Origin of the sequence: Streptomyces beigongshangae (assembly GCF_019710745.1) — a bacterium.
Taxonomy (GTDB): domain Bacteria; phylum Actinomycetota; class Actinomycetes; order Streptomycetales; family Streptomycetaceae; genus Streptomyces; species Streptomyces beigongshangae.
This window is the reverse complement of record NZ_JAHKJW010000094.1, coordinates 1-22,102: the sequence shown is the minus strand read 5'-3', so window position 1 is coordinate 22,102 and position 22,102 is coordinate 1. Positions and strand designations below refer to the sequence as shown.

Genomic DNA, 22,102 nt, shown 5'->3' with positions numbered 1-22,102 from the left:
GCGCACGCCGCGGCCGTGCTCCCGCCGCCGGCCCGGCGACGCCCTGCGAACGGCTCGTGCCGGCCGGGCGCCCGGGACGCGCGACCGGACCCGGAGGACCGTCCGTGCCGGGAAGCGCCCCCACGGCGGCGGGAGTTGCCGGCGGCCGGACTTGGATAACCTGCCCGGGTGACCACCGACCTGACCTTGCTGTCCCGCGTCGCCTACCGCGGACACGACATCACGGCGCCCCGGCTCCGCGGTCTCCTCGCGCTGCTCGCGGGCGATGTGCGCACGGGCTGCAGCACCGAGCGGCTGGTGGCGGGGCTGTGGCCGGACGCAGTGCCGGAGCGGCCGGCGAAGGCCGTGCAGGTCCTCGTGTCCAGGGCGCGGGCCCAGCTGGGCGCCGACGTCCTGGCCGGCACACCGACCGGATACCGGCTCGCGCTCGCCGAGGACCAGGTCGACGCCTCCGCCCTCCTGCTGCACGCCGCCGCGAGCGCGGACCGGGCCAGGGCCGGGGACCACGCGGCGTCGCTGGCCGCGGCCGAGGCCGGGCTCGCACTGTGGGAGGGCACCCCCGACGGGACCGGCCACACCCACGACCCCCTGTCCGCGCTGCGCACCGAGCGCGCCCCCGTCCGGGACGCGCTCGTACGCGCGCGGGGGCTCGCGCTCGCCCGGCTGGGGCGGCACGCGGAAGCGGCCGGGCCACTGGCCGCGGCCGCCGCGGAGCACCCGCGCGACGAGGAGGTCCTGGCCGAACTGCTGCGCGGCGAGGCGGCGACGGCGGGCCCGTCGGCGGCGCTGGCACGGTACGAGGCGTACCGCCGCGAGCTGCGCGACGGACTCGGCACCGATCCGGGCCACGGCCTCAAGGCCGTGCAGCAGGAACTGCTGCTGGGCGAGGAACCGGTGGTCCGGCACGGCGTCCCGCACGAGCCGAACCCGCTGCTCGGACGGGACGAGGACATCGCGGCCGTGCTGCGCCTGCTGCGCACCTCGCGCGCCGTCACCGTGGCCGGCCCCGGCGGTCTCGGCAAGACGCGCCTCGCGCACGCGGTCAGCCGCCGGGCCGAGCAGCGCGTGGTGTACTTCGTCCCCCTCGCGGGCGTCACCGAGGACGCGGACGTGGCCACGGAGGTGGCCTCCGCGCTCGGCGCGGGCGGGGGACGGCCCGGCGCCGCGGGCGGTGCCCCGGCCGACCCGGTGCCCGGCATCCTCCGCGTGCTCGGCTCCGCGCCCGCCCTGCTGGTCCTCGACAACTGCGAGCAGGTGGTCCGGGGCGCCGCCGGCCTCGTACGGGCCCTGGTGTCGTCCTCGGCGGACCTGCGGGTGCTCGCCACCAGCAGGTCCCCGCTGGACCTCGGCTCGGAGACGGTGTACGCGCTGCCGGCGCTCGGCCCCGCCACCTGTGTCGAGCTGTTCACCCAGCGGGCCCGGGCCGCCAGGAGCGGCGTGGAGCTGCCGCCGGACGCGGTGGCCGGACTCTGCCGCCACCTCGACGGGCTGCCGCTCGCCGTGGAACTGGCCGCGGCACGGGTGCGGGTCCTCTCCGTCCCGGAGATCGCCCGCCGCCTCGGCGACCGGTTCGCGCTGCTGCGCGGCGGCGCGAGGGACGCGCCGGAGCGCCACCGGACCCTGCACGCGGTCGTCGAGTGGAGCTGGAACCTGCTCGACGAGGACGCCAGGGCCGCGCTGCGCCTCCTGTCCGTCTTCCCCGGCGGTTTCTGCGGCGAGGCGGCGGAACAGGTACTCGGCGCGGACGCGCTGCTCCTGCTGGAGCAACTGGCCGACCAGTCGCTGCTGACCGTCGCCGACACCCCGGCCGGAGCACGGTTCCGGATGCTGGAGACCGTACGGGAGTTCAGCGCGGCCCGGCGCACGGAGGCGGGCGAGGACGAACCGGCCGTCGACCGCTTCCTGGCCTGGGCTCGGGACTTCGGAGTCGCGCACCACGACTGGTTCTTCGGCCCGGAACCGCGGACCGCCGGCGAGCGGATCAGGGCCGAGCAGGACAACCTCGTGTCGGCCCTGCGGTACGCCCTGGCGCGTACGGACGGCCCCGCCCTCGCGGCCCTCACCGCCGTCCTCGGCTCCCTGTGGTCCAGCGACTCCGGCTTCCCCCGCCTCGCCGCCCTCGCCGCCGACACCGGTCCGCCGCTGTCGCACCACCGCCCCGGGCCCGGAGACGTCGAAGTGGCCCGCGCCGCCGCGGTGGTGTGCACGGCGGGTCTGCTCATGAGCCACGGCCCGCGCGCCGTACGCCAGCTCGTCACCCTCAGACGGCTCCCCGCGGCCCCGCCGGACACACTGCTGCGCGCCGCCGCGGCCGTGCTGGGCGCGATCCCCGACATGCGGCCCCCCGGCCACGAAGTGCTGCACGCGCTCTGCGCGAGCGAGGAGCCGCTGGTCGCCGGCCTCGCGGAGAGCGTCGCCAGCTACGTCCGGGAGAACGAGCACGACATCGACGGCGCGCTCGCCGCGGCCCGCCGGACCGTCTCGGAACTGGCCGCCGCCGACAGCCCGGTCGTGCAGCTCATGGGACACGCGCGACTGAGCGAACTGGCCCTGCGGACGGGACAGGGTGACCAGGCGTACGAACACCTCAGGGCGGCGCTCGCGGTGGTGCCGCGGCTCGGCGCCGGGCGCGACCACCTCTTCATCCGCCGGCTCCTCGTCCTCGCCTGCCTGCAGCGCGGCGACCCGGACGAGGCCGAGTACTGGCTGCGGGAGACGGAGAGCGACGACATCCCGCAGGAGGACACCTTCTACCGCGCCGATCTCGGCGCGCGCGCCGAGATCGCGCTGTCCCGCGGGCTGACGGAGGTCGGGCTCGGCCTGTGGCGCCGCGCCGTGGAGCGGCTGGGCGAGGCGCCGGGCCCGCCGCACGGCGGCGACCCCCGGCTGGACCCGTGGGCCCTGCAGATCCAGTCGGCGGCGGTGACGGCGCACGCGCACGCCGGCCGCCTCGAACCGGTCGCGGAGCCGGCCGGCCGGCTGCGGCGGGGGCTACGGACCCTGCTCGCCGGTCCGCCCGGCCCGTTCCTGGAACTGCCGCTGTTCGGGACGGTGCTGCACGCCCTCGGCACGGCGGGACTGGCGTCCGGCGGCAGTTCCGAGAACGGGCCGGGCGCCGCTCCCGTCCGCATGATCGCGCTGGCCGAACGGCTGCGGGTGCTGCGGGACTTCCAGCCGACGATGTCGGCGGACCGGGCCCGGCGGGCGGCCCGGGACGCCGACGGGGCGGCATACGCCGACGCGGTGTCGGAGTATGCCGCCCTGCGGCGGGACGAGTTGCGGGAAGCGGCCCGCGCGGTCATTTCGGATCGCGGTTGAACTGCGCCTGCGACCAGCGGTGACCGAGGACGGTCAGGGCGACGCACCAGGCGACCGCGAGCCACCCGTTGTGCCCGATCCCGGTGCCGAGCAGCAGGCCGCGCAGGGTCTCGATGGCCGGGGTGAAGGGCTGGTACTCGGCGATCGGCCGGAACCAGCCCGGCATCGTGTCGGCCGGTATGAAGGCGCTGGAGATGAGCGGCAGCAGGATCAGCGGCATGGCCATGTTGCTCGCCGCCTCGGGGTTCGGACTGGCCAGCCCCGTCCCGACCGCGATCCAGGTGAGCGCCAGGGTGAACAGCGCGAGCAGCCCGAACGCCGCCAGCCACTCCAGGGCCGTGGCGTCCGTGGAGCGGAAGCCGATGGCCACGGCGATGGCGCCGACGAGGACCAGGCTGGCGAGTACCTGCAGCACGCTGCCGACGACATGCCCGATGATCACGGACCCGCGGTGGATGGCCATCGTGCGGAAGCGGGCGATGACGCCCTCGCTCATGTCCATGGAGACCGACACCGCGGCCCCGATCACGGTGGAGCCGATGGTCATCATCAGCAGGCCCGGGACGAGATAGGCGATGTAGTCGGAGCGGTCGGCGCCGGCGCCTCCGATGCCCGCGCTCATCACGTCGCCGAAGATGTAGACGAAGAGCAGCAGCAGCATGATCGGCGTCAGCAGCAGGCTCAGGGTCATGGACGGGTAGCGCCGCGCGTGCAGCAGGTTGCGGCGCAGCATGGTGTGCGCGTCACGGACGGCGAGGGGGAGGGAGCTCATCGGACGTTCTCCTCGGACTGGGCGGGGGCGGGGGCGGGGGCGGTGGTGGGGGTGGCCGGGCCGGTGAGGGCGAAGAACACGTCGTCGAGGTCGGGGGTGTGCACGGTCAGCTCGTCGGCCTCGATGCCGGCCGAGTCCAGCCAGTCGAGGATGGAGCGCAGCTCGCGCTGGCTGCCGTCGCTGGGGATCTGCAGCGACAGCGTCTCGTCGTCGCCCGCGGCCTCGCGCAGGGCGACGGCGGCGGACCGGTAGGCGAGGGGATCGAGGAACCGGAGCCGTACGTGCCCGCCCGGGACAATCCGCTTCAGTTCGTCGGCGCTGCCCTCGGCGGCGATCCTGCCCTCGCTCAGTACCGCGATGCGGTCGGCGAGTTCGTCGGCCTCCTCCAGGTACTGGGTGGTGAGGAAGACGGTGACGCCGTCGGAGACGAGCTCCCGGATGATCTGCCACATGGTGTGGCGGCTGCGCGGATCGAGGCCGGTGGTCGGTTCGTCGAGGAAGATGATGCGCGGGGACCCGACCAGGGTCATGGCGATGTCCAGGCGGCGCTTCATGCCGCCGGAGTAGGAGGAGGCGGGCTTCTTCGCGGCGGCCACCAGGTCGAAGCGCTCCAGCAGCTCCGCGGCGGTGCGGCGGCCCTCCTGCCTGGGCAGGTGGTGCAGGTCGGCCATGAGGAGCATGTTCTCCTCGCCGGTGATCAGGCCGTCGACGGCGGAGAATTGGCCGGTGACGCCGATGGCGGCGCGCACGGCCTGCGGATCGGCCGCCAGGTCGTGCCCGCCGACCGTCAGATCGCCGGCGTCGGCGGTGACGAGGGTCGAGAGGATCTTGACGGCGGTGGTCTTGCCGGCGCCGTTCGGACCGAGGAGGGAGAAGACCGTGCCGGCCGGCACCGCCAGGTCGATGCCGTCGAGGACCGTCTTGTCCCCGTAGGTCTTGCGCAGCCCCTTGGCCGCGATGGCGAGTGAGTGCGATGTCGTCGGGTTCATGCCGCAGAGCGTGTGGCAGGGCGCGTTCAACGCGGTTTCAGAACGGTTTCAGCGCCCTGAACCGGCGATGCCCGGGGACCGGTGGCGGCCGCGACCGGTGCTGATCACGGCTGGGCAGCGAGGCGGCTCACCGCAGTGCGAGTCGGTCCTGGAGGCGATCCGGGTGCCGCGGATCGGTTCCGGCCGGCCCCGCGGGCGACCGGAACCGTGTGCCGAAGTTCGGCAAGACCGACTGCCGTGAGCGTCACGCGGTCGGGTGCGGGATCGGCCGCCTCGAGCAACGAGCGGCTGTGACCGGTGGCTTTCACCGGTGACCTCAGTCTGTTGATGTCGGCATGGCGCAGGCGTCGGCGATGGCCCGGGTGTCCCAGTAGAACGGACGGACCTCGGTGATCAGCCCCTCCTCGACCGTGATCGCTTGCAGAATCGGGAAGCTGAGTTCACGGCCGGTCGCGCGAGCGCGAGCGCGAACCTGTGTGAGCACGACCGCGGTCCCGCCGGTGGCAAGGAACTCCTGCTCCACCATGTCGAACGACTCCCCCACCTCTCCCATCACGCGGAAGAACTGCGTCATGCCCTTGTGCCCACGCCAAGTGCCTCCATAGGGCAGAGAATCTGCTTGATGCAGCTCGACATCCGGCGCAAAGAAGGGGGCGAGCAGACCGAACGAAGCCTTCCCAGGGCCCCCGCCCCCAGGTACTCCGCCTCAGCCGCGTACATGCCGGTGAGAACTGCTACTGACTTCGCAGTGGATGACATCGTCATGCCGCCAGCATGAGCACCACGGCAGGACCTTGCTGGCGGCAATCGGACACCGTCGTGCCGCGCGGTCGGCACTTCCGCAACACGCCCGTGACCGGCACCAACCGGAAGACCTGACGGAGTCCGGGAACTCACCGAAGCAGCCGCTCGTGCTCGTGGACGACCAGGGTCACCGCGACGCCGGAGGAGCGGATCTCCCCGGCAGGCTTCACGGCCGCCTCCAGCTCCGGCCGCTTCGAGGCGCGGGTGGAGATCTTCTCCGAGAGGACCCGGGTCACCCCGGCCCCGGCGGGGGAGTCGAGCTGCGCGTCGAGAGACTGCCGCGCGGTCGAGGCCCGCCGCAGGCGGACTGTCGGGCGGCTGGGCGTTGCGTGAGCGACCACCTATGAAACGACCTCTCACAAGGCATTCACCCTTGCCGAGAGTATCCCGGTCTACTTCTGCAACCCGGCCAGCCCCTGGCAGCGCGGCTCCAGCGAGAACACGAACGGCCTGCCGCGGCAGTACTTCCCCAAGGGCACCAGTCCCGGCCCTCCACATCCGTGAGCACCTGGACGCCGTCGCCGCCGAACTCGACAGCCGACCACGCAAAACGCTCGGCCGGGAGGCCCCGGCCAAGCGTCTGCACAAACTACTCACAGCCTGGCCAGACCCATCGCGTATCGCGACGGTCGACAAAACCGTGCTCCTTGTTCCTGCGAGGCTTGCGTGGCGCCTTCCCCCCGGAGCCAGCAGGCCGTTCCTGCCGGGCCCTTGCCACGAACTCTGCACGAGTCGGAACAGTCCGTGGCTGTGGGCGCAGGACCGACTCCGAGTCCCACGGCTCGACCTCCGTCCATCCGAACCCGAGGCCGATCTCGTCGAAAACCGGTGCGAAGTCCGCACCGACCAGGTCTGGCATCTGGTGGTGCAGCCCCCGAACCCGGGCCAGGAAGGCCGCGGGCAACGGCACGTGATACGCCTCCAGATAGTGCGCAAAGTCCGCGCGCCATACCCACATGCCATCGGTGACAAGCGACGAGCAGCCGGACGTGTGCCGGTGAACCTCACCCGTGACGACATCGACCCCCGCCTCCATGAAGTGGGTGATGCGATGCCCTACATCCAGATAGCCCACAATTTCCACTTCGTCGGGTTCGCCGGACGCTTGCACCTGAGCCCTCAGTGGCCCCGCAGCCAACTCGCTCGAGTAACCGAAGTCATCGAAGAAGCCGAGCAGTCTCAGCACGCGTACCCCCTTCGGCCTCGCCTGGTCACCGATCGAAGCGAGCATACGCAGGCCCGCGGTTCGCCAGTCCGGCCCATGCGTGGCCGCAGCCGCCCTGCCGCGTGATCGGCCGGGCGGCTGCTTAACTTGTTGTGCCGCACGTCAGGGATCACGTGTTGCGACGACCACTGGAATCCGCCGAGTTCCGGGCGGGGCTTCGCCGTTGGGGCTGAACTGCGGATCCTCTTTGAACTGGTTCGAACTGGTGGTCAGACGTGTCGGGGTCCGCCATGACCGCCCGGATCCGGCCCGGCCCCTGGCCCACGTCCGCCCTGGTGGCGCCGAGGACGAGCAGTCCGGCCACTACGGGCCCGTCCAGGGTACGGGCTCCAGCTTGCAGCGGAAGTGGCGCAGGAGCGCGGGCCGCTCGACGAGGCGGTAGCCCGGAATGCGCTCCCGGGCCTTCGCGACGGCCGCCAGGGTCTCGCCGACGTGGTTCAGGTGGCTCAGGCCGTAGGTCCTGCGGGGAAGGGCCAGCCGCACCAGTTCACAGGGCGCCGCGGTGACGGGCTCACCGTTCTCGTCCTCCTCGCCGAGGTAGAGCGAACCGAGTTCCACGGAGCGGATGCCGCCTTCCAGGTAGAGCTGGCAGGCGAGTGCGTGGCCGGGGAAGCGGTGGGCGGCGATGTGCGGCAGCAGACGTCCGGCATTGAGGTAGAGGGCGTGCAGACCGGGCGGCTCGACGATGTCGACACCGGCGTCACGGACCAGACGCGCCAGATGCCGGGCCGTCTCGGCGCGTGAGCGCAGATAGCGCGGATCGGTGACCTCGACGAGTCCCTGCGCGACCATCTCCAGGTCCCGTCCGGCCAGACCGCCGTACGTGGGGAAGCCCTCCGTGGCGATGAGCAGCAGTTCGCACCGCTCGGCGAGCGCCGGGTCGCGCAGCCCGAGGAAACCGCCGATGTGGGCGATGCCGTCCTTCTTCGCGCTCATCAGACAGCCGTCGGCCAGCCGGAACGCCCGCTCGGCGACCTGCCGCGGACTCATGTCGCGGTACGCGGCCTCGTGCCGGGTGACGAGCCAGGCGTTCTCCGCGAAACGGGCCGCGTCGAGGAACAGCGGAACCCCGTGGCCGCGGCACAGCGCGGCGGCCCGGGCGAGGTTGTCCATGGAGACCGGCTGGCCGGCCCCGCCGTTGCTGGTCAGCGTCATGACGACCAGGCCGATCCGCCGGGCGTCCGGGCCGCGCAGGGCTTCTTCGAGCCGGCGCAGGTCGATGTTCCCCTTGAACCGCTCGTCGCTGTCGAGGTCCCGGGCCTCGGCGCAGGGCAGGTCGACCGCCCGGCAGCCGATCAGCTCCACATTGGCGCGCGTGGTGTCGAAGTGCGTGTTGCCGAGCGTGATCTGTCCCGGGGCCAGCAGGGACGAGAAGAGGATCCGCTCCGCCGCCCGGCCCTGGTGGACGGGCAGCACACACGGATACGAGGTGAGGTCCCGGACCACATCCCGGAAGCGGTGGAAGGACCGTGAGCCGGCGTAGGACTCGTCACCGGCGAAGCCCGCGGCCCACTGCGCCGCCGACAGGGCCCCCGTCCCGGAGTCCGTGAGCAGATCGACCGTCACCTCGTCGGCGCGCAGCCCGAACAGGTTGTAGTGCACGCGGCGCAGGGCCTGCTCCCGCTGCTCCCTCGTCGTCACCGGAATCGGCTCGACGACCTTGATCCTGTACGGCTCCACCTTCGTTCCCTTCCTGTCCTGGTACGTGTTCCGCTCCGTCATCCGGCGGTACGGCACCGGTGGCGGCCGGCGCCGTCAGGGGGCGGCCGCCCCGCCGCACGCGGGGGACGGACCAGGTATGCCTCCGGCGAGAAATAGACCGTCACGCGCGGCGGTTGCCGCCGGCTCCGGACGAGGGACACATAGGTGATCAGCCCCACCCCCTCGGACGCGCGGCGCGGTGTCATGGCGGTCAGCGCGCGGTCGACGGCGCCCGCGTCGGCGTCCGCGCGGTGGCGCCGCAGGGCGGCCGTGGCGCGGTCCCGGGCCACCGCGTCGTCCGGCACGTGGTCGCGGACCGGCACATGGACGGTGTGACCGCTGGGACGTTCCGAATCGTGTGCGGTGTAGGACAGGCACGAGACCAGGGGCCGGCGGGCGAAGCGTCCGGGGTCCCCTCCCACGGCGCGGCAGAACTCGTCCACGTCCCGGTCCCCGCCACCCGGCAGCAGACGGGCGGCGGTACGCATCCGCGCGGCGGTGGCGTCGTGGTGGGCGACGTAGACCTTCAGCCGCGGGGTGTGCCAGCGGCCCAGGTCCAGGGCGGCGAACAGGACGACGTCCTTGCCGGGGCCCCGTGACAGCGCCCCTTCCCGCAACGCCGGCCACGCACGGCCGAAGCCGGACCGGGTCAGCGCCTCCCGTACGACGTCGGCCGACCGGTCCGGCCCGTGCGCCTGCGGATTCACATACACCTTGATGCCGGGAGGGCCGTCCCGCCGCAGGTCCATCGCGCACCACAGAGCGAAGGAACCCCGGATCACCGGCGGGAGGAAGAGGTCCTCGACGCGCCGTACCGGTTCGGTCGAGAAGCCCCGGCGCGCGGCGAGCGCCTCCAGGGCCCGCATCCCCTGGCGCCCGTTGTCCGCGAGCGAGGCCGCCGTGCAACCGGGTTCGACCAGGACGCGTACGGACGGGGGACCGCCGGCGGAGAACGAGAGCGAGAACTCGACGGGGGAGTGGTCGTCGCAGACGAACGACGGCGAGGGCGGTCCGGCGGCCAGGGGCCGCGGGGCCGCCGGCCCGAGCAGTTCCAGCAGGTCGGTGAGCGCACCCCCGCAGTCCCGGCCGGGAGCCGGGTACCCCGCCGCACCGCACAGCCGGCGCAACTGCCCTCCGACGTGCTCGCCCAAGGTCATGGCGCCCGACTCCGAGGAGGCGTGGCCGGGCTGTCGTGAAGCGGTCGGGGTCATGCGCGGGCTCCGGAGGAGAGGTCCTTGGCTGACGGACCCCACCGTGGCCGCCACGGGCCCCGCGCCGGTCACTCCGCGGTCACGCGATGACTACGCATGGTCGCGAACCGGTGACGCAGCGTTCTATGATCGTGGCTGCCCGGTGCCCGTGTCCGGTGCCCGTGTCCGAGGGCCGGGATCCGGGGGCAGGGCGGTCCGGGGGAGGGCTGGGGGAAGACTGGGGGGAGGGCGCGATGAGTACGCGATACGAGTTCAGGATCCTCGGACCCCTCGAAGTCCGGCGTGACGGACGGCCGGTCCACATCGGCGCCGCCAAGGTCCGCCTGCTGCTCGCGGCGTTGCTCACCGAGGCCAACCAGGTGGTCACCGTCGAGACGCTGGTGAACCGTCTGTGGGGCGACCGGCCGCCCGCGCGTGCACGTAACACCCTCCAGAACTACGTCCTGCGCCTGCGCCGCGCGCTCGACTGCCCGCCGGACGGCGCACCCGTGCGCACCCGCCCCCACGGCTACCTCGTCGAAGCCGCGCCGGACACCCTGGACCTGCACCGCTTCACCGACCTCCTCCGCCAGGGCCGTACGGCCCTGGCGGAGGAGGATGCGGCCCGCGCGGCACCCCTGTTGTACGAGGCCCTGGGGCTGTGGCGCGGTGATCCGCTGTCCGACCTGCCCGCGCAGTTCCTCCAGGACGTCGTACCGTCACTGGACGAACAGCGCCTGGACGCGCTGGAACTGCGGATCGAGGCGGATCTGGCCGTGGGCCGGGCCGCCACCGTGCTGCCGGAACTGCGGGGACTCATCGCGGACCATCCGCTGCGCGAGCGCTTCTGGGCGCAGCGGATGCTCGCGCTCTTCCGCTGCGGGCGGCAGGGCGAGGCGCTGGAGTGCTACCGCACGGTGACCGGACTGCTCGCCGAGGAGCTGGGAGTCGCTCCCGGACCGGAGCTGAAACGGCTGCACCGGCGGCTGCTGGCCGCGGCCCCGGACCTGGACGGGGTACGGAGGAACGGGGCGGCCCCGCTGTCCCGGGACGGCGATCTGCCGGTCGAGGTGACGACGTTCGTCGGCCGCGAGACCCAACTGGCGCAGGTGCGCGCCCTGCTGGGAGCCGTCCGGCTCGTCACCCTCACCGGGGCGGGCGGCGTGGGCAAGACGCGGCTCGCGCTGCGCGTCGCGGCGGACGCCGCCCCGTCCTTCGCCGACGGGGTCCGGCTCGCCGACCTCGCCCCGCTGACCGACGCGGACCTCCTGGACCGGGCCGTCTCCGAAGCGCTCGGGCTGCGTGACCAGTCCGCGCGGCCCGCCGTGGACGCCGTCATCGGCCATCTGCGCGACCGGCGCATGCTGCTCGTGCTGGACAACTGCGAACACCTGGTGGAGGCCGTCGCCGCACTGGTCCTGCGGCTGGCGCGCGCGGCACCCGGACTGCGCGTCCTGGCCACGAGCCGGCAACGCCTGGGAACGCCCGGGGAACACGTCGTCACGGTGCCGTCGCTCACCCTGCCCGCGGCCGACGGACACGCCACGGACCACGATGTCGGTCACGCCACCGACCACACCGACCACGCTGCCGGACGTGCCACGGACCACGCCGACGGACAGGCCGACGACGCCGGTTGCCCGCAGGCCGTCGATCCGCTGTGCCGCTCCGAGGCCGTGCGCCTCTTCCTGGACCGTGCCTCCGGCGCCGCCCCGGCCTTCCGGCTCACCGCCCGCAACCGCGACGCGGTCGCCCAGCTGTGCCGGCGCCTCGACGGCATTCCCCTCGCCATCGAACTCGCGGTGGTACGGCTGAGCACGGTGACGGCGGAGGAGCTGCTGGAGCGCCTCGACGACAGGTTCCGCCTGCTGTCCGTGCCGCAGACGCGTACGGCCGGCCGTTACCGGCGGACACTCCGCGGCGTCGTCGACTGGAGCCACGACCTGTGCACCGAGGGGGAGCGGCTGCTCTGGAGCCGGCTCTCCGTGTTCTGCGGCGGCTTCGACCTGGAGGCCGCGGAATCGGTCTGCGCGGGTGGGGCCATCGCCCGCGAGGACGTGCTGGACCTACTGGCCGGTCTGGTCGACAAATCGATCGTACTGGTCAACAGTTCGGGCGACCGCGCCCGGTACGGCCTGCTGGAGACCATCCGCCAGTACGGCCGGCAGCGGCTCGACGAGGAGGGCGGCACGGCACGGTTGCGCACCCGGCACAGCGAGCACTACCGGGTGACGGCCGTACGGGCGGGCGGCGAATGGTGCGGGCCGCGTGAGGTCGACTGGCTGGTCCGGCTGCGCACCGAACTGCCCAACCTCCGGGCCGCCCTCGACTACTGCGCCTCACGGCCGGACCTGACCGGGGCGGGCATGGAGATCGCCGTCAACCTGGCCCGTACCCGGTGCTGGTTCTTCAGCAGCACCCTGGGGGAGGGGCGGCACTGGCTGGAGCGCCTGCGGGTCGAAGGGCCGGAAGCCGCGACCGCGGTCGACGCAGCCGTCGCGGCACCGGCACCGGCGCTGGTCGTGGGGGCGTCGGCGATGAAGGCATGGATCGCCCTGTGCCAGGGGGACGGCTGCGCCGCCGAGGCGTTCCTGGCCGAATGCCGCGCACTGGCCCGGGAGTCGCCCGACGGCACGTCGCCGGCACCGGTCACGTACGTCGAGGGGGCGCACGCCATGCTCGTACGGGGTGATCCGTCCTGCATCGCCTTGCTGGCCGAGGCACGGGACCGGTTCCGGACGGCCGGGCAGGACGGTGACGCGCACATGGCGACGATGCTGTGGGCCATGGCGGAGGCGTTCTTCGGTGACCGCGCCTCGGCCCGTGCGGCCCGCGACACGTACGTCGCCGAGGCCGTGGCGAGCGGCGCCGAATGGGCCCGCACCTGGGCCCAGTGGTGCACGGGACTGGTGGAACTGCGGCACGGGGAAGCGGGCGGGGCCCTGGCCCCCCTGCGCGCGGCCCTCGCGCGGCAACGGGAGATCGGCGACAGCTGGGGACCGGTCTGGGGACTGGAGACGCTGGCCTGGGCGGTCGCCGCCACCGGCCGCTCCGCCCGGGCGGCATGGCTCCTCGGCGTCGCCCACCGCATGCGGCAGGACACGGGTGTGGCACTGACCGGCCTGCGTCCGTTCCACGAGGCCCACATCGACACCGAACGCCGGGTGCGTGCGGCTTTGGGCGCGGAGGAGTACACGGCGGCCTGGTCCCGGGGCGCGTCCACGGCGGACGGGCTGCGACTCGCGCTGGAGAACGGACCGTTCAGGCCGTGAGACGGTGACGGCGGGTCCCGCCCGCGTGGCCGCCGCAGGGGTGGCACGGGAGACGGGTGCCCGACCGGAGGCGTGGGTGCGAAGCCCTGACATGTCCCGTGGAGCCCGGCTGGCCGCCCACGGCGCTGTCTCCACATCGCTGGCACTGCGCAGCGACCGCGGGCTGCGGGAGCTCGTGGACGCCGCCGCACCGCTGGGCTCCGGCATCGGAGGGGAGTCGCTCCTGCTGCAGGCCGACGGGATTCCGGTCTTCGTCAAACGGATACGCCTGACCGATCAGGAGCGGCGGCCGGAGAACGCGCGCTCCACGGCGAACCTGTTCGGGCTGCCGCTCTTCTGCCAGTACGGCGTCGGCGGTATCGGCGGCCCGGGTTTCGGCGCCTGGCGGGAGCTGGCCGCGCACACCATGACGACGAACTGGGTGATCGCGGGAGAGCACGAGGGGTTCCCGCTGCTGCACCACTGGCGGGTGCTCCCCGATTCCGGCCGGCCCCTTCCCGGAGAACCGGCCGATGTGGAACGGGCTGTCGCCTACTGGGGGGCCGGACCGGGGATACGCCGGCGGATCGAGGCACTGCGCCACTCCACGGCGAGCCTCACGCTGTTCCTGGAGTACGTCCCGCAGAACCTGCACGACTGGCTGGGCGAGCGGATCGGAGCCGGGGGCGCGGCGGCGGAGCGGGCCTGCGCCATGGTGGACACCGAACTGGCGGCCGGCGTCTCGTTCATGAACGTCCGCGGACTGCTGCACTTCGACGCCCACTTCCGGAACATCCTGACCGACGGCCGGCGGCTCTTCTTCACCGACTACGGACTCGCGACCTCCTCGCGCTTCGATCTGACGCGGGAGGAGGCCGACTTCTTCGAGGCCCATCGCACCTACGACCGGTACTACACCGTCACGCATCTGGTGAACTGGCTGGCCGTCGCGCTGTACGGGTACGGACCGGAGGAACGCGCGGAGTTCGTACGCGCCTGCGCCGGGGGAGCGGTGCCCCCGGGCGGCATTCCGGCGGCGGCCGCGGCGGCCCTGCTCCGCCACGCACCGGTCGCCGCGGTGGTGGGGGACTTCCAGCGCCGGTTCCGCCAGGAGAGCCGGACGACCCCCTACCCGCTGGAGGCGGCCCGCAGGGCCGAACAGCGGGACGGCCCACGGTCATCCGTCTGACGGTGGTGCCGCGCGACCCGACGGTGGTGCCGTGGGGTCCGGTCCGGCCGCCGGCGCATCCGGTACGTCCGGCGCATGCGATACATCCGGTGCGTCCCCTTCCGTGTCCGCCGCATCGAGTGCGGCGAGGTGGTGCTCCCATCGCTGACGCCGTTCGTCCTCGGACTGCTCCCACCAGGGCGTGCCACGTTCCCCCAAGGCGTTCTTCGCGTGGCTCACGCGTGCGCGGGCCGACCGTTCGGCCTCCGCGTCGTCGGCGGTCGTCGCCGCGCGGACCGCACGGCGGGCCGCCATGAGGTGGTGCCGGAGGCGGGCGGCGACGTCCTCGGGGACGGCCGGGTCCGTGGCCCGCCACTTCCGCCCCTTGACGATGATGTGATGCCCATCGGGCGTCTTCTCCGGCGTCTCGTGCGTGTCGTGCGTGTTCACACCCACGATTCTGTCCGCCCACCGGCCCGGTCGCGCGGCGGCACCGCGTCACGACGGGGTGCCGCGTCGCGGTGGCCGGTGGCACGTCACCCGGGCCGGCGGTACGCCGACCGGCCCGCGGTACCTCACCCGGCGGTCCCGCCCCGCTCCGGTGCGCCTTCCTCCGTCCGCCCCTCCGGCTGACCGCTAGCGCAGTTCCTGTCCCGCCGCCCAGCCCGGAGCGTCGAGGTTGATGGGCGAGTCACCGACGAACTGGGCGAGCTGCGTTTCCAGCTCGGCGAGTTCGGCGGCGCCCAGACGCACTTCCCAGCGGGCCCGCACCTCGTCGAAGATCGCCGTGCCCTCGGTGATCAGCCCGATCCCGTGATCGGTGATCCGGATGTTCTTGCGGCGGCTGTCGGCGGGGTCGGTCTCGGTGGTGACGTACCCGCGTTCGACGAGCGCGGCGATCGTCTTCGCCGCGGCCTGCTTGGTGACGCCGAGTCTGCGGGCCAGGTCCGAGGCGCTGTCGGCGCCGGCCCGGATGGCCCGGATCGCGTACTCGTGCGACGGCCGGGCGTCGGGGTATCCCCGGGTCGCCAGCTCCCGGACCACTTCGTCCACCAGATTGCGATAGCTGCCCAGGAGCAGCAGGGCGAGATCGGCGCCGGATCGTGAGGACATGACCACAGTCTAGATCTTCCCCCGACCTGGACAACCAGGTTGACCAACATTACAGTCAACCTGATTGTCTATCTTGGGAGTCATCGCATGACCAGCTCTTTCGTGACCGCCTCGCCCGCCGTGGCGGGCGTCACGCACCACACCGCCGAGGTCAACGGCACCACGTTGCACTACGTCTCGGCGGGCGGCACCGGCTCCCCGATCCTGCTGGTGCACGGGTGGCCGGAGTCCTGGTGGGCCTTCCGCGACGTCATCCCGCTGCTCGCCGCCACCCACCGGGTGTTCGCCGTCGACCTGCGCGGCTTCGGCGACTCCGGCATCGCCGACGGCGACCACGACTCGGCCACCATGGCGGAGGACCTGCACCGGCTGGTCGCCCACCTCGGCGTCGGACCCGTGCACGTGACCTGCCAGGACATCAGCGGCGGGCCGGTCTTCACGTTCGCGGCCACGCACCCCGGCGACGTCCTCAGCTTCACCGGCGTCGAGACCACCCTTCCGGGGTACGGCTGGGAGATGCTGGCCGACGTGCGGAACGGCGGCTCCTGGCACGTGGGATTCCTGGCCGCCCCGGGAATTCCGGAGCTGTTCCTGGCCGGCCGCGAGCGGGTGATGCTCGACTGGGCCGTCTCGGTGATGACGACGGTGCCGGGCGGGGTCACCGAGGCCGACCTCGACGAGTTCGCCCGCACCTACGCGCGGCCGGGCGGCTGGCGCGGCACCGAGGAGCTCTACCGTTCCTCCCTGACCGGCGGCGACCGGATGCGGGCACTGGCCGGGTCGCGGCCGCTGACCGTTCCCGTGCTCGCCGTCGACGGCGTCAACGCCCCCTTCACCGAGCGGACGATGCGCCAGGTCGCCGGCGACGTCACCGCGGTCACGATCCCGGACGTCGGGCATTTCGTCGCGCAGGAGGCGCCCGCAGCCTTCGCCACCGCGGTCGGCGACTTCGTCGACCGCGTCGACCGGAGCCGCTGAACGGCCGGGTCCCTGCACCGCCACCCTCCGCGCCCTCTCCGGCCTGCCGCTGACGCGGCCTCGAGCCGGGGCGGCGCCGTTGCCTCCCGGATTCGTGCTGCCGGTGACCTGTGCAGAGCGTGCGGCCCCGAAGGCGGGGACACGCCGGGACGCGACGTCGTTCACCCTTCAGGGACGTGTCCGAGGGCTCGGACATGTCCGGGACGCGTCGTGTTCGGGGGGGCACGTCGTGTCCGCGGAGGCGCGGAGGTCTACGACCCCGCGGGCGCCGTCTGCTGCACGACCTCGAAGGACCACAGTGTGGAACCGCTCGCCGCGGGCCTGGCGCGTTCGCCGCCCTCCGCGCCGCCCCCGCCCTGGTGGGCCGCCTTCATGGGGCCCTCCATCCACGCGGTGAAGGACTCCTCGTCGCGCCACCGCGTGTAGACCAGGTAGCTGTCGGTGCCCTCCACCGGGCGCAGAAGCTCGAACCACTCGAATCCGTCCGAGTTCTCGACGGTGCCGGCGCGGGACGCGAAACGCTTCTCGAGGGTCTCCCGCTGCTCGGCCGGGACGGTCAGGACATTGATCTTGACTACGCTCATGGGTCCATCCTGCCCCACCCGCGCCCGGCGCCGGGCGTTCGGGTCCCCGCCCGGCGGGTTCCGGCGCGGCCCTTCCGCCACGGAGGCCGGAGGACGCCCGGCAGGTCCGATGTCAGTGCTCACCTCTACGGTGTGAGCAGTGGGACCCGCCGGACAGAGGGCGGGCCGCGCCTTGGGAGGGGTCTGTCATGTCCGCTGGGTCGGTGTCGACGACGTATCTGGAGCTGTCGCAGGAGGACGGCGCCGCGCACAAGTTCTACGAAGTGGTCGTCGACGGCGCGGTGGTGACGGTGCGGTACGGGCGGATAGGCGCTGCCGGGCAGACGCAGACGACGACGTTCCCCACGGCGGACAAGGCGCGGTCCGCGGCCGCGAAGAAGGTGGGGGAGAAGGTCCGCAAGGGGTACGCCCCGGCCGTCGCCGGCCAGCGTGCGCCGCGCTCGGTGACACGACGTCAGGTGGCGTCGGCCCCCTCCACCGCGCGCGCCGTGGCCCCCGTGCTGTGGCGGTTCCGCACCGGTTCGGCGGCGTTCGGCATCCATGTCGACGACGACCGCTGCTGGGTGGGCAACCAGACGGGTGACGTCTTCACCCTGGACCACGACGGCGGCGTCCTCGCGCGCTTCAGCCTGCCGGACGGTGTGAAGTGCCTGGTCGCGGACGACTTCTGGATCTACGCGGGATGCGACGACGGCCGGGTCTACGACCTCTCCTCGAAGCTGCCGTTCGCGGCGTACGACGTCGCGGCGGACGTCGACATCTTCTGGCTGGACATCCACGAGGGCGTCCTGAACGTCTCCGACCGCGACGGCCGGCTCACCGTCATCGACCACGAGGACGAGCACCAGTGGGCCCGCCGCAGCCAGGGCGAGCACGCCTGGATGGTCCGTGCGGACGACCGCGCGGTCTACCACGGCCACCAGAGCGGGGTGACCGCCTACGCGCCCGACGGGAGCGGCGAGTTGTGGCACACCCCGACCCGCGGCGGAGTGTTGTTCGGCTGGCAGGAACAGGACGCCGTGTACGCGGGAACCGCGCACCGCGCGGTCCAGCGGCTGTCGAAGGCGACCGGCACGGTCGAGGCCACCTATGCCTGCGACAGCGCGGTCTACTCGTGCGCGACCTCGCCCGGCGGCCGGTTCGTCTTCGCGGGTGACGCGTCCTCGTCGGTCTACTGCTTCGACCGGGACGGCACCCGGCTGTGGAAGCTCGGCACGGGCGGCGGCTCGGCGCTGTCGATGCAGTACCGCGACGAGCGGCTGTACCTGGTGACCACGGACGGCTCGCTGGTGTGCGTGGACGCGAGCGAGGCGGCCGTCTCGGCCGCGCAGCAGGGCACGGTGCCGGTGGCGCGGGACGTCAAGCTCGCCGAGGCCCTGCCGACCTACGAGCCCGCGACGGCCGCGGCCGCGATGCCGAGCGTCTCCCGGGCTCCCGCCGGAGCGATCGTCGTCGAGTGCGTCCGGACGAGCGGCCGGCTGCGCGTCCACGTGGTCTCCGAGGGCTACGACCCGTCCTGGAACGTCCAGTTCCCGCGCACGATACGGGAGCCCGGAGCCCGCTACGTCGTCGACGACCTGCACGCGGCGTCCGGCGGCTTCTACCGGGTCCGCGGCGAGATCCGCCGTCTGCTCTGACCGCTCCCGCGGTGCGGCACGGGCCGGCCCGGCGGGAGAGCCGGGCCTTCCTGCGCGGCAGCGCCGTCCGACCTGGACGGAACCGGCGCGACCGGTGGAACCTGCGGAACCGGCGCAACCCGTGGAACCCCTGGAAGGAAGGATCGATCGTGCATGACCAGAAGTGACCGGGCCGGACGGCTGGTCGCGGCGCCACCGGCGGCGGTCTACGCGGCCCTCATGGACCCGGGGTCGCTGGAGGTCTGGCTGCCGCCGGACGGCATGCGCGGGCGGGTCGAGCACTGGGACCCCCGGCCGGGCGGCGGTTTCCGGATGGTCCTCACCCACCTCGACGCCACCGGCAGCCCCGGCAAGACCTCGGACACGACGGATGTCGTCGACATCGGGTTCGCCGATCTGGTGCCGTCGCGACGCGTGGTGCAGCGGGCGGTGTTCGAGTCCCACGACCCGTCGTACGCCGGCACCATGACGATGACCTGGTCCCTCGCCGCCGTCGGCGGAGGGACCGAGGTGACCGTCACCGCCACGGACGTACCACCCGGCATCGACCAGGCGGTCCACGAGGCCGGCATCGCCTCGTCGCTGGCCCAGCTGGCGTCGTACGTCGAAGCGGCCGGCTGACGCGCACCCCGGCGACCGGCCGCCGCCGCGACCCCACTTTGTCCCGGGCGAAGAAAAAGTATCGAGATCTTGTGCGTAATGGGTTACGGAGTTCGACAAAGGTCGCTAACTTCCTTGAAATGAACCGGTCATAGAGCTGCGACCGGTCGGACCGGCGCGACGGCGCGCGCCTGTGCACCGCTTGGCAGCCCGGCGAGGGCTGCCGTCATCCCACCCCACCACTGGGAGACCTCTGTGCGCACGAAACCGCTCCGACACAGACGGGTCCGTCACCTGCTGACCGCGGTGGCCTGTGCCTTCGGCTGTCTGCTGCCCGTCTCCCCGGCCGCCGCCCGCCCGGCGGAACCGGCCGACGGACCGAAGGCGGCCGCCGTCGAGTACCAGCAGGTCACGCTCGCCAAGGGCGTGGCCGAGACGGGCGAGCCCATGACACTGGCGGTACTGCCGGACCGGTCGGTCCTGCACACCGCCCGTGACGGCACGGTCCGGCTGACGAACGCCGCGGGCACCACCGGTGTCGCGGGCAAGCTGGACGTGTACAGCCACGACGAGGAGGGCCTGCAAGGCGTCGCCGTCGACCCCGGCTTCGCGTCCAACCGGCACGTCTTCCTCTACTACGCCCCCAGGCTCAGCACGCCGGCCGGTGACGCCCCGGCCGACGGCACGGCCTCCGACTTCGCCCCCTTCGACGGCGTCAACCGGCTCTCCAGGTTCGTCCTCAAGACCGACGGCACCCTGGACCTCGCCAGCGAGAAGAAGATCCTCGACGTACCGGCCTCCCGTGGCATCTGCTGCCACGTCGGCGGTGACATCGACTTCGACGCGGCCGGGAACCTGTACCTGTCCACCGGCGACGACACCAACCCGTTCGCCTCGGACAGCTACACCCCGATCGACGAGCGCGCCGGCCGCAACCCCGCCTTCGACGCCCAGCGTTCCTCGGCCAACACCAACGACCTGCGCGGCAAGGTCCTGCGCATCAAGGTCAACGCCGACGGGTCGTACGCGATCCCGAGCGGCAACCTCTTCCCGGCCGGCACCGCGAAGACCCGCCCCGAGATCTACGCGATGGGCTTTCGCAACCCCTTCCGCATGAGTGTCGACAAGCCGACAGGCATCGTCTACCTCGGCGACTACGGTCCCGACGCGGGCACCGCCAGCCCCACCCGCGGCCCCGGCGGGCAGGTCGAGTTCAACCGGATCACCAGGGCCGGCAACTTCGGCTGGCCGTACTGCACCGGCGACAACGACGCCTACGTGGACTACAACTTCGCGACCGGCGCCTCCGGGTCCGCCTTCAACTGCGCGGCGCCCGTGAACAACTCGCCGAACAACACCGGTCTCACCACGCTGCCTCCCGTCCAGCCCGCCTGGATCCCCTACGACGGCGGGTCCGTGCCGGAGTTCGGCAACGGCTCGGAGTCACCGATGGGCGGCCCGGTCTACCGTTACGACGCCGCGTCCACCTCCCAGGTGAAGTTCCCCCAGGAGTTCGACGGCGACTACTTCGCCGGAGAGTTCGGCCGCCGCTGGATCAAGCGCATCGAGTCCGGTACCGACGGCACCGTCCAGTCCATCAACCCCTTCCCCTGGAGCGGCACCCAGGTGATGGACATGGCCTTCGGCCCCGACGGCGCGCTGTACGTCCTCGACTACGGCACCGGCTACTTCAGCGGGGACGCGAACTCCGCCCTGTACCGCATCGAGCACGTCACCGACGGGCTCGCCCCGACCGCCCAGGCCAAGGCGAACGTCACCTCGGGCAAGGCGCCCCTGGCCGTCTCCTTCTCCTCGGCCGGCTCCACCGACCCGGACGGTGGCGCCCTCACCCATGCCTGGACCTTCGGCGACGGCGCCACCTCCACCGCCGCCGACCCCTCCCACACCTACACCGCCAACGGCCAGTACACGGCGACGCTGAAGGTCACGGACGGCACCGGCAAGTCCGCGACGGCCTCCGTGCAGATCACGGTGGGGAACACCGCGCCCACGGTGCGGCTCGACCTGCCGCTGGACGGCAGCATCCACGACTTCGGCGACGCCATCCCGTTCAGGGTGACGGTGACCGACCCCGAGGACGGCACGGTCGACTGCACCAAGGTGAAGGTCACCTTCATCGTCGGACACGACAGCCACGGCCATCCGCAGACCTCGACCACCGGATGCCAGGGCACGCTCCGGACCCTCGCGGACGGCGAGCACGACCCCAACGCCAACATCTTCGGCGTGATCGACGCCGAGTACACCGACCGGGGCGCCGCCGGCCAGCCCGCGCTGACCACCCACGACCAGCACGTCACCCAGCCCAGCCACCGGCAGGGCGAGCACTACGGCGCCTCGGCCGGCGTCGACGTCGTCTCCCACGGCCCCGCACACGGCGGCAAGACCGTCGGCAACATCGAGAACGGCGACTGGATCTCCTTCGAGCCGTACGCACTCGGCAACGCGACGCGGTTCACCGCCCGGGTCTCCTCCGCGGGCGCGGGCGGCACCATCGAGGTCCGCGCCGGGTCCGCGACCGGCACCCTGCTCGGCACGGTGACCGTGCCGGTGACCGGCGGATGGGAGACCTTCCAGGAGGTGACGACCGGCCTGAGCAACCAGCCCGGCGGCTCCACCTCCCTCCACCTCGTCTTCAAGGGCGGCAGCGGCGCGCTCTTCGACGTGGACGAGTTCTCCTTCGCCACCTCCGGCGGGCAGGAGCCCGGTCCTCGTACCGGTGAGGTGAGGGGGGTGAACGGCAAGTGCCTG

15 protein-coding genes and 2 pseudogenes are annotated in these 22,102 nt (G+C 72.7%); 7 read left to right on the top strand and 10 right to left on the bottom strand.

Features of this window, described 5'->3' with window-relative positions:
• Positions 1-168: 168 nt before the first annotated feature.
• Positions 169-3,318, top strand: a complete 3,150-nt coding sequence (locus tag KM933_RS36680) for an ATP-binding protein (protein WP_221361159.1) — start codon at positions 169-171, stop codon at positions 3,316-3,318.
• Here the strand turns inward: KM933_RS36680 and KM933_RS36675 are convergent.
• From KM933_RS36675 to KM933_RS36645, 7 genes and pseudogenes are all read right to left on the bottom strand, one after another.
• Entirely contained in the window at positions 3,299-4,090 is a 792-nt protein-coding gene (locus KM933_RS36675; protein ID WP_221361157.1) for an ABC transporter permease, read from the bottom strand. The two genes, KM933_RS36680 and KM933_RS36675, sit on opposite strands and share 20 nt — an antisense overlap.
• On the bottom strand, positions 4,087-5,079 hold the full coding sequence (locus KM933_RS36670) for an ATP-binding cassette domain-containing protein (RefSeq protein ID WP_221361156.1): 993 nt from the start codon (positions 5,077-5,079) through the stop codon (positions 4,087-4,089). Before KM933_RS36670 ends, KM933_RS36675 begins: the two co-directional genes overlap by 4 nt.
• 316 nt (positions 5,080-5,395) lie before the next feature.
• Positions 5,396-5,844 (bottom strand): annotated as a pseudogene (locus KM933_RS36665) (nuclear transport factor 2 family protein).
• Between the two features lie 128 nt (positions 5,845-5,972).
• Positions 5,973-6,224, bottom strand: a complete 252-nt coding sequence (locus tag KM933_RS36660; protein WP_260334721.1) for a recombinase family protein — start codon at positions 6,222-6,224, stop codon at positions 5,973-5,975.
• 248 nt (positions 6,225-6,472) lie between these two features.
• Positions 6,473-7,069 carry a hypothetical protein gene (locus KM933_RS36655; RefSeq protein WP_221361153.1) on the bottom strand — a complete coding sequence of 199 codons (597 nt, stop codon included), beginning with the start codon at positions 7,067-7,069 and terminating at the stop codon, positions 6,473-6,475.
• Positions 7,070-7,411: 342 nt separating this feature from the next.
• A complete protein-coding gene (locus KM933_RS36650; RefSeq protein WP_260334720.1) occupies positions 7,412-8,830 on the bottom strand; it encodes a tryptophanase in 1,419 nt (472 codons plus the stop codon).
• Positions 8,827-10,020, bottom strand: coding sequence for a tryptophan dimethylallyltransferase family protein (locus KM933_RS36645; RefSeq protein ID WP_221361151.1), 1,194 nt, complete (start codon positions 10,018-10,020; stop codon positions 8,827-8,829). Before KM933_RS36645 ends, KM933_RS36650 begins: the two co-directional genes overlap by 4 nt.
• Positions 10,021-10,253: 233 nt before the next feature.
• Here KM933_RS36645 and KM933_RS36640 point away from each other — a divergent pair, with 233 nt between their 5' ends.
• Together KM933_RS36640 and KM933_RS36635 are read left to right on the top strand one after the other, a co-directional pair.
• Positions 10,254-13,271 carry an AfsR/SARP family transcriptional regulator gene (locus tag KM933_RS36640; RefSeq protein WP_221361149.1) on the top strand — a complete coding sequence of 1,006 codons (3,018 nt, stop codon included), beginning with the start codon at positions 10,254-10,256 and terminating at the stop codon, positions 13,269-13,271.
• 91 nt (positions 13,272-13,362) lie between these two features.
• Positions 13,363-14,439: a protein kinase family protein gene (locus KM933_RS36635; RefSeq protein ID WP_221361147.1), complete on the top strand. Its 1,077-nt coding sequence runs from the start codon at positions 13,363-13,365 to the stop codon at positions 14,437-14,439.
• A 111-nt stretch (positions 14,440-14,550) separates the two neighbouring features.
• Here the strand turns inward: KM933_RS36635 and KM933_RS36630 are convergent.
• Positions 14,551-14,868 (bottom strand): annotated as a pseudogene (locus KM933_RS36630) (hypothetical protein); the annotation flags it as partial.
• Between the two features lie 186 nt (positions 14,869-15,054).
• On the bottom strand, positions 15,055-15,531 hold the full coding sequence (locus KM933_RS36625) for a MarR family winged helix-turn-helix transcriptional regulator (RefSeq protein ID WP_221361145.1): 477 nt from the start codon (positions 15,529-15,531) through the stop codon (positions 15,055-15,057).
• Between the two features lie 87 nt (positions 15,532-15,618).
• Between KM933_RS36625 and KM933_RS36620 the strand changes: the two genes are divergently transcribed.
• Positions 15,619-16,509: an alpha/beta fold hydrolase gene (locus tag KM933_RS36620; protein WP_260334719.1), complete on the top strand. Its 891-nt coding sequence runs from the start codon at positions 15,619-15,621 to the stop codon at positions 16,507-16,509.
• A 251-nt stretch (positions 16,510-16,760) separates the two neighbouring features.
• Here the strand turns inward: KM933_RS36620 and KM933_RS36615 are convergent, their stop codons facing one another.
• A complete protein-coding gene (locus KM933_RS36615) occupies positions 16,761-17,093 on the bottom strand; it encodes an antibiotic biosynthesis monooxygenase family protein (RefSeq protein WP_221361143.1) in 333 nt (110 codons plus the stop codon).
• Positions 17,094-17,281: 188 nt separating this feature from the next.
• Here KM933_RS36615 and KM933_RS36610 point away from each other — a divergent pair, with 188 nt between their 5' ends.
• From KM933_RS36610 to KM933_RS36600, 3 genes are all read left to right on the top strand, one after another.
• Positions 17,282-18,730 carry a WGR domain-containing protein gene (locus KM933_RS36610; RefSeq protein WP_221361140.1) on the top strand — a complete coding sequence of 483 codons (1,449 nt, stop codon included), beginning with the start codon at positions 17,282-17,284 and terminating at the stop codon, positions 18,728-18,730.
• Positions 18,731-18,883: 153 nt separating this feature from the next.
• Positions 18,884-19,351: an SRPBCC domain-containing protein gene (locus tag KM933_RS36605; protein WP_221361138.1), complete on the top strand. Its 468-nt coding sequence runs from the start codon at positions 18,884-18,886 to the stop codon at positions 19,349-19,351.
• Between the two features lie 234 nt (positions 19,352-19,585).
• The coding region (locus KM933_RS36600; protein WP_221361136.1) for a PQQ-dependent sugar dehydrogenase at positions 19,586-22,102 on the top strand (2,517 nt) is incomplete at its 3' end.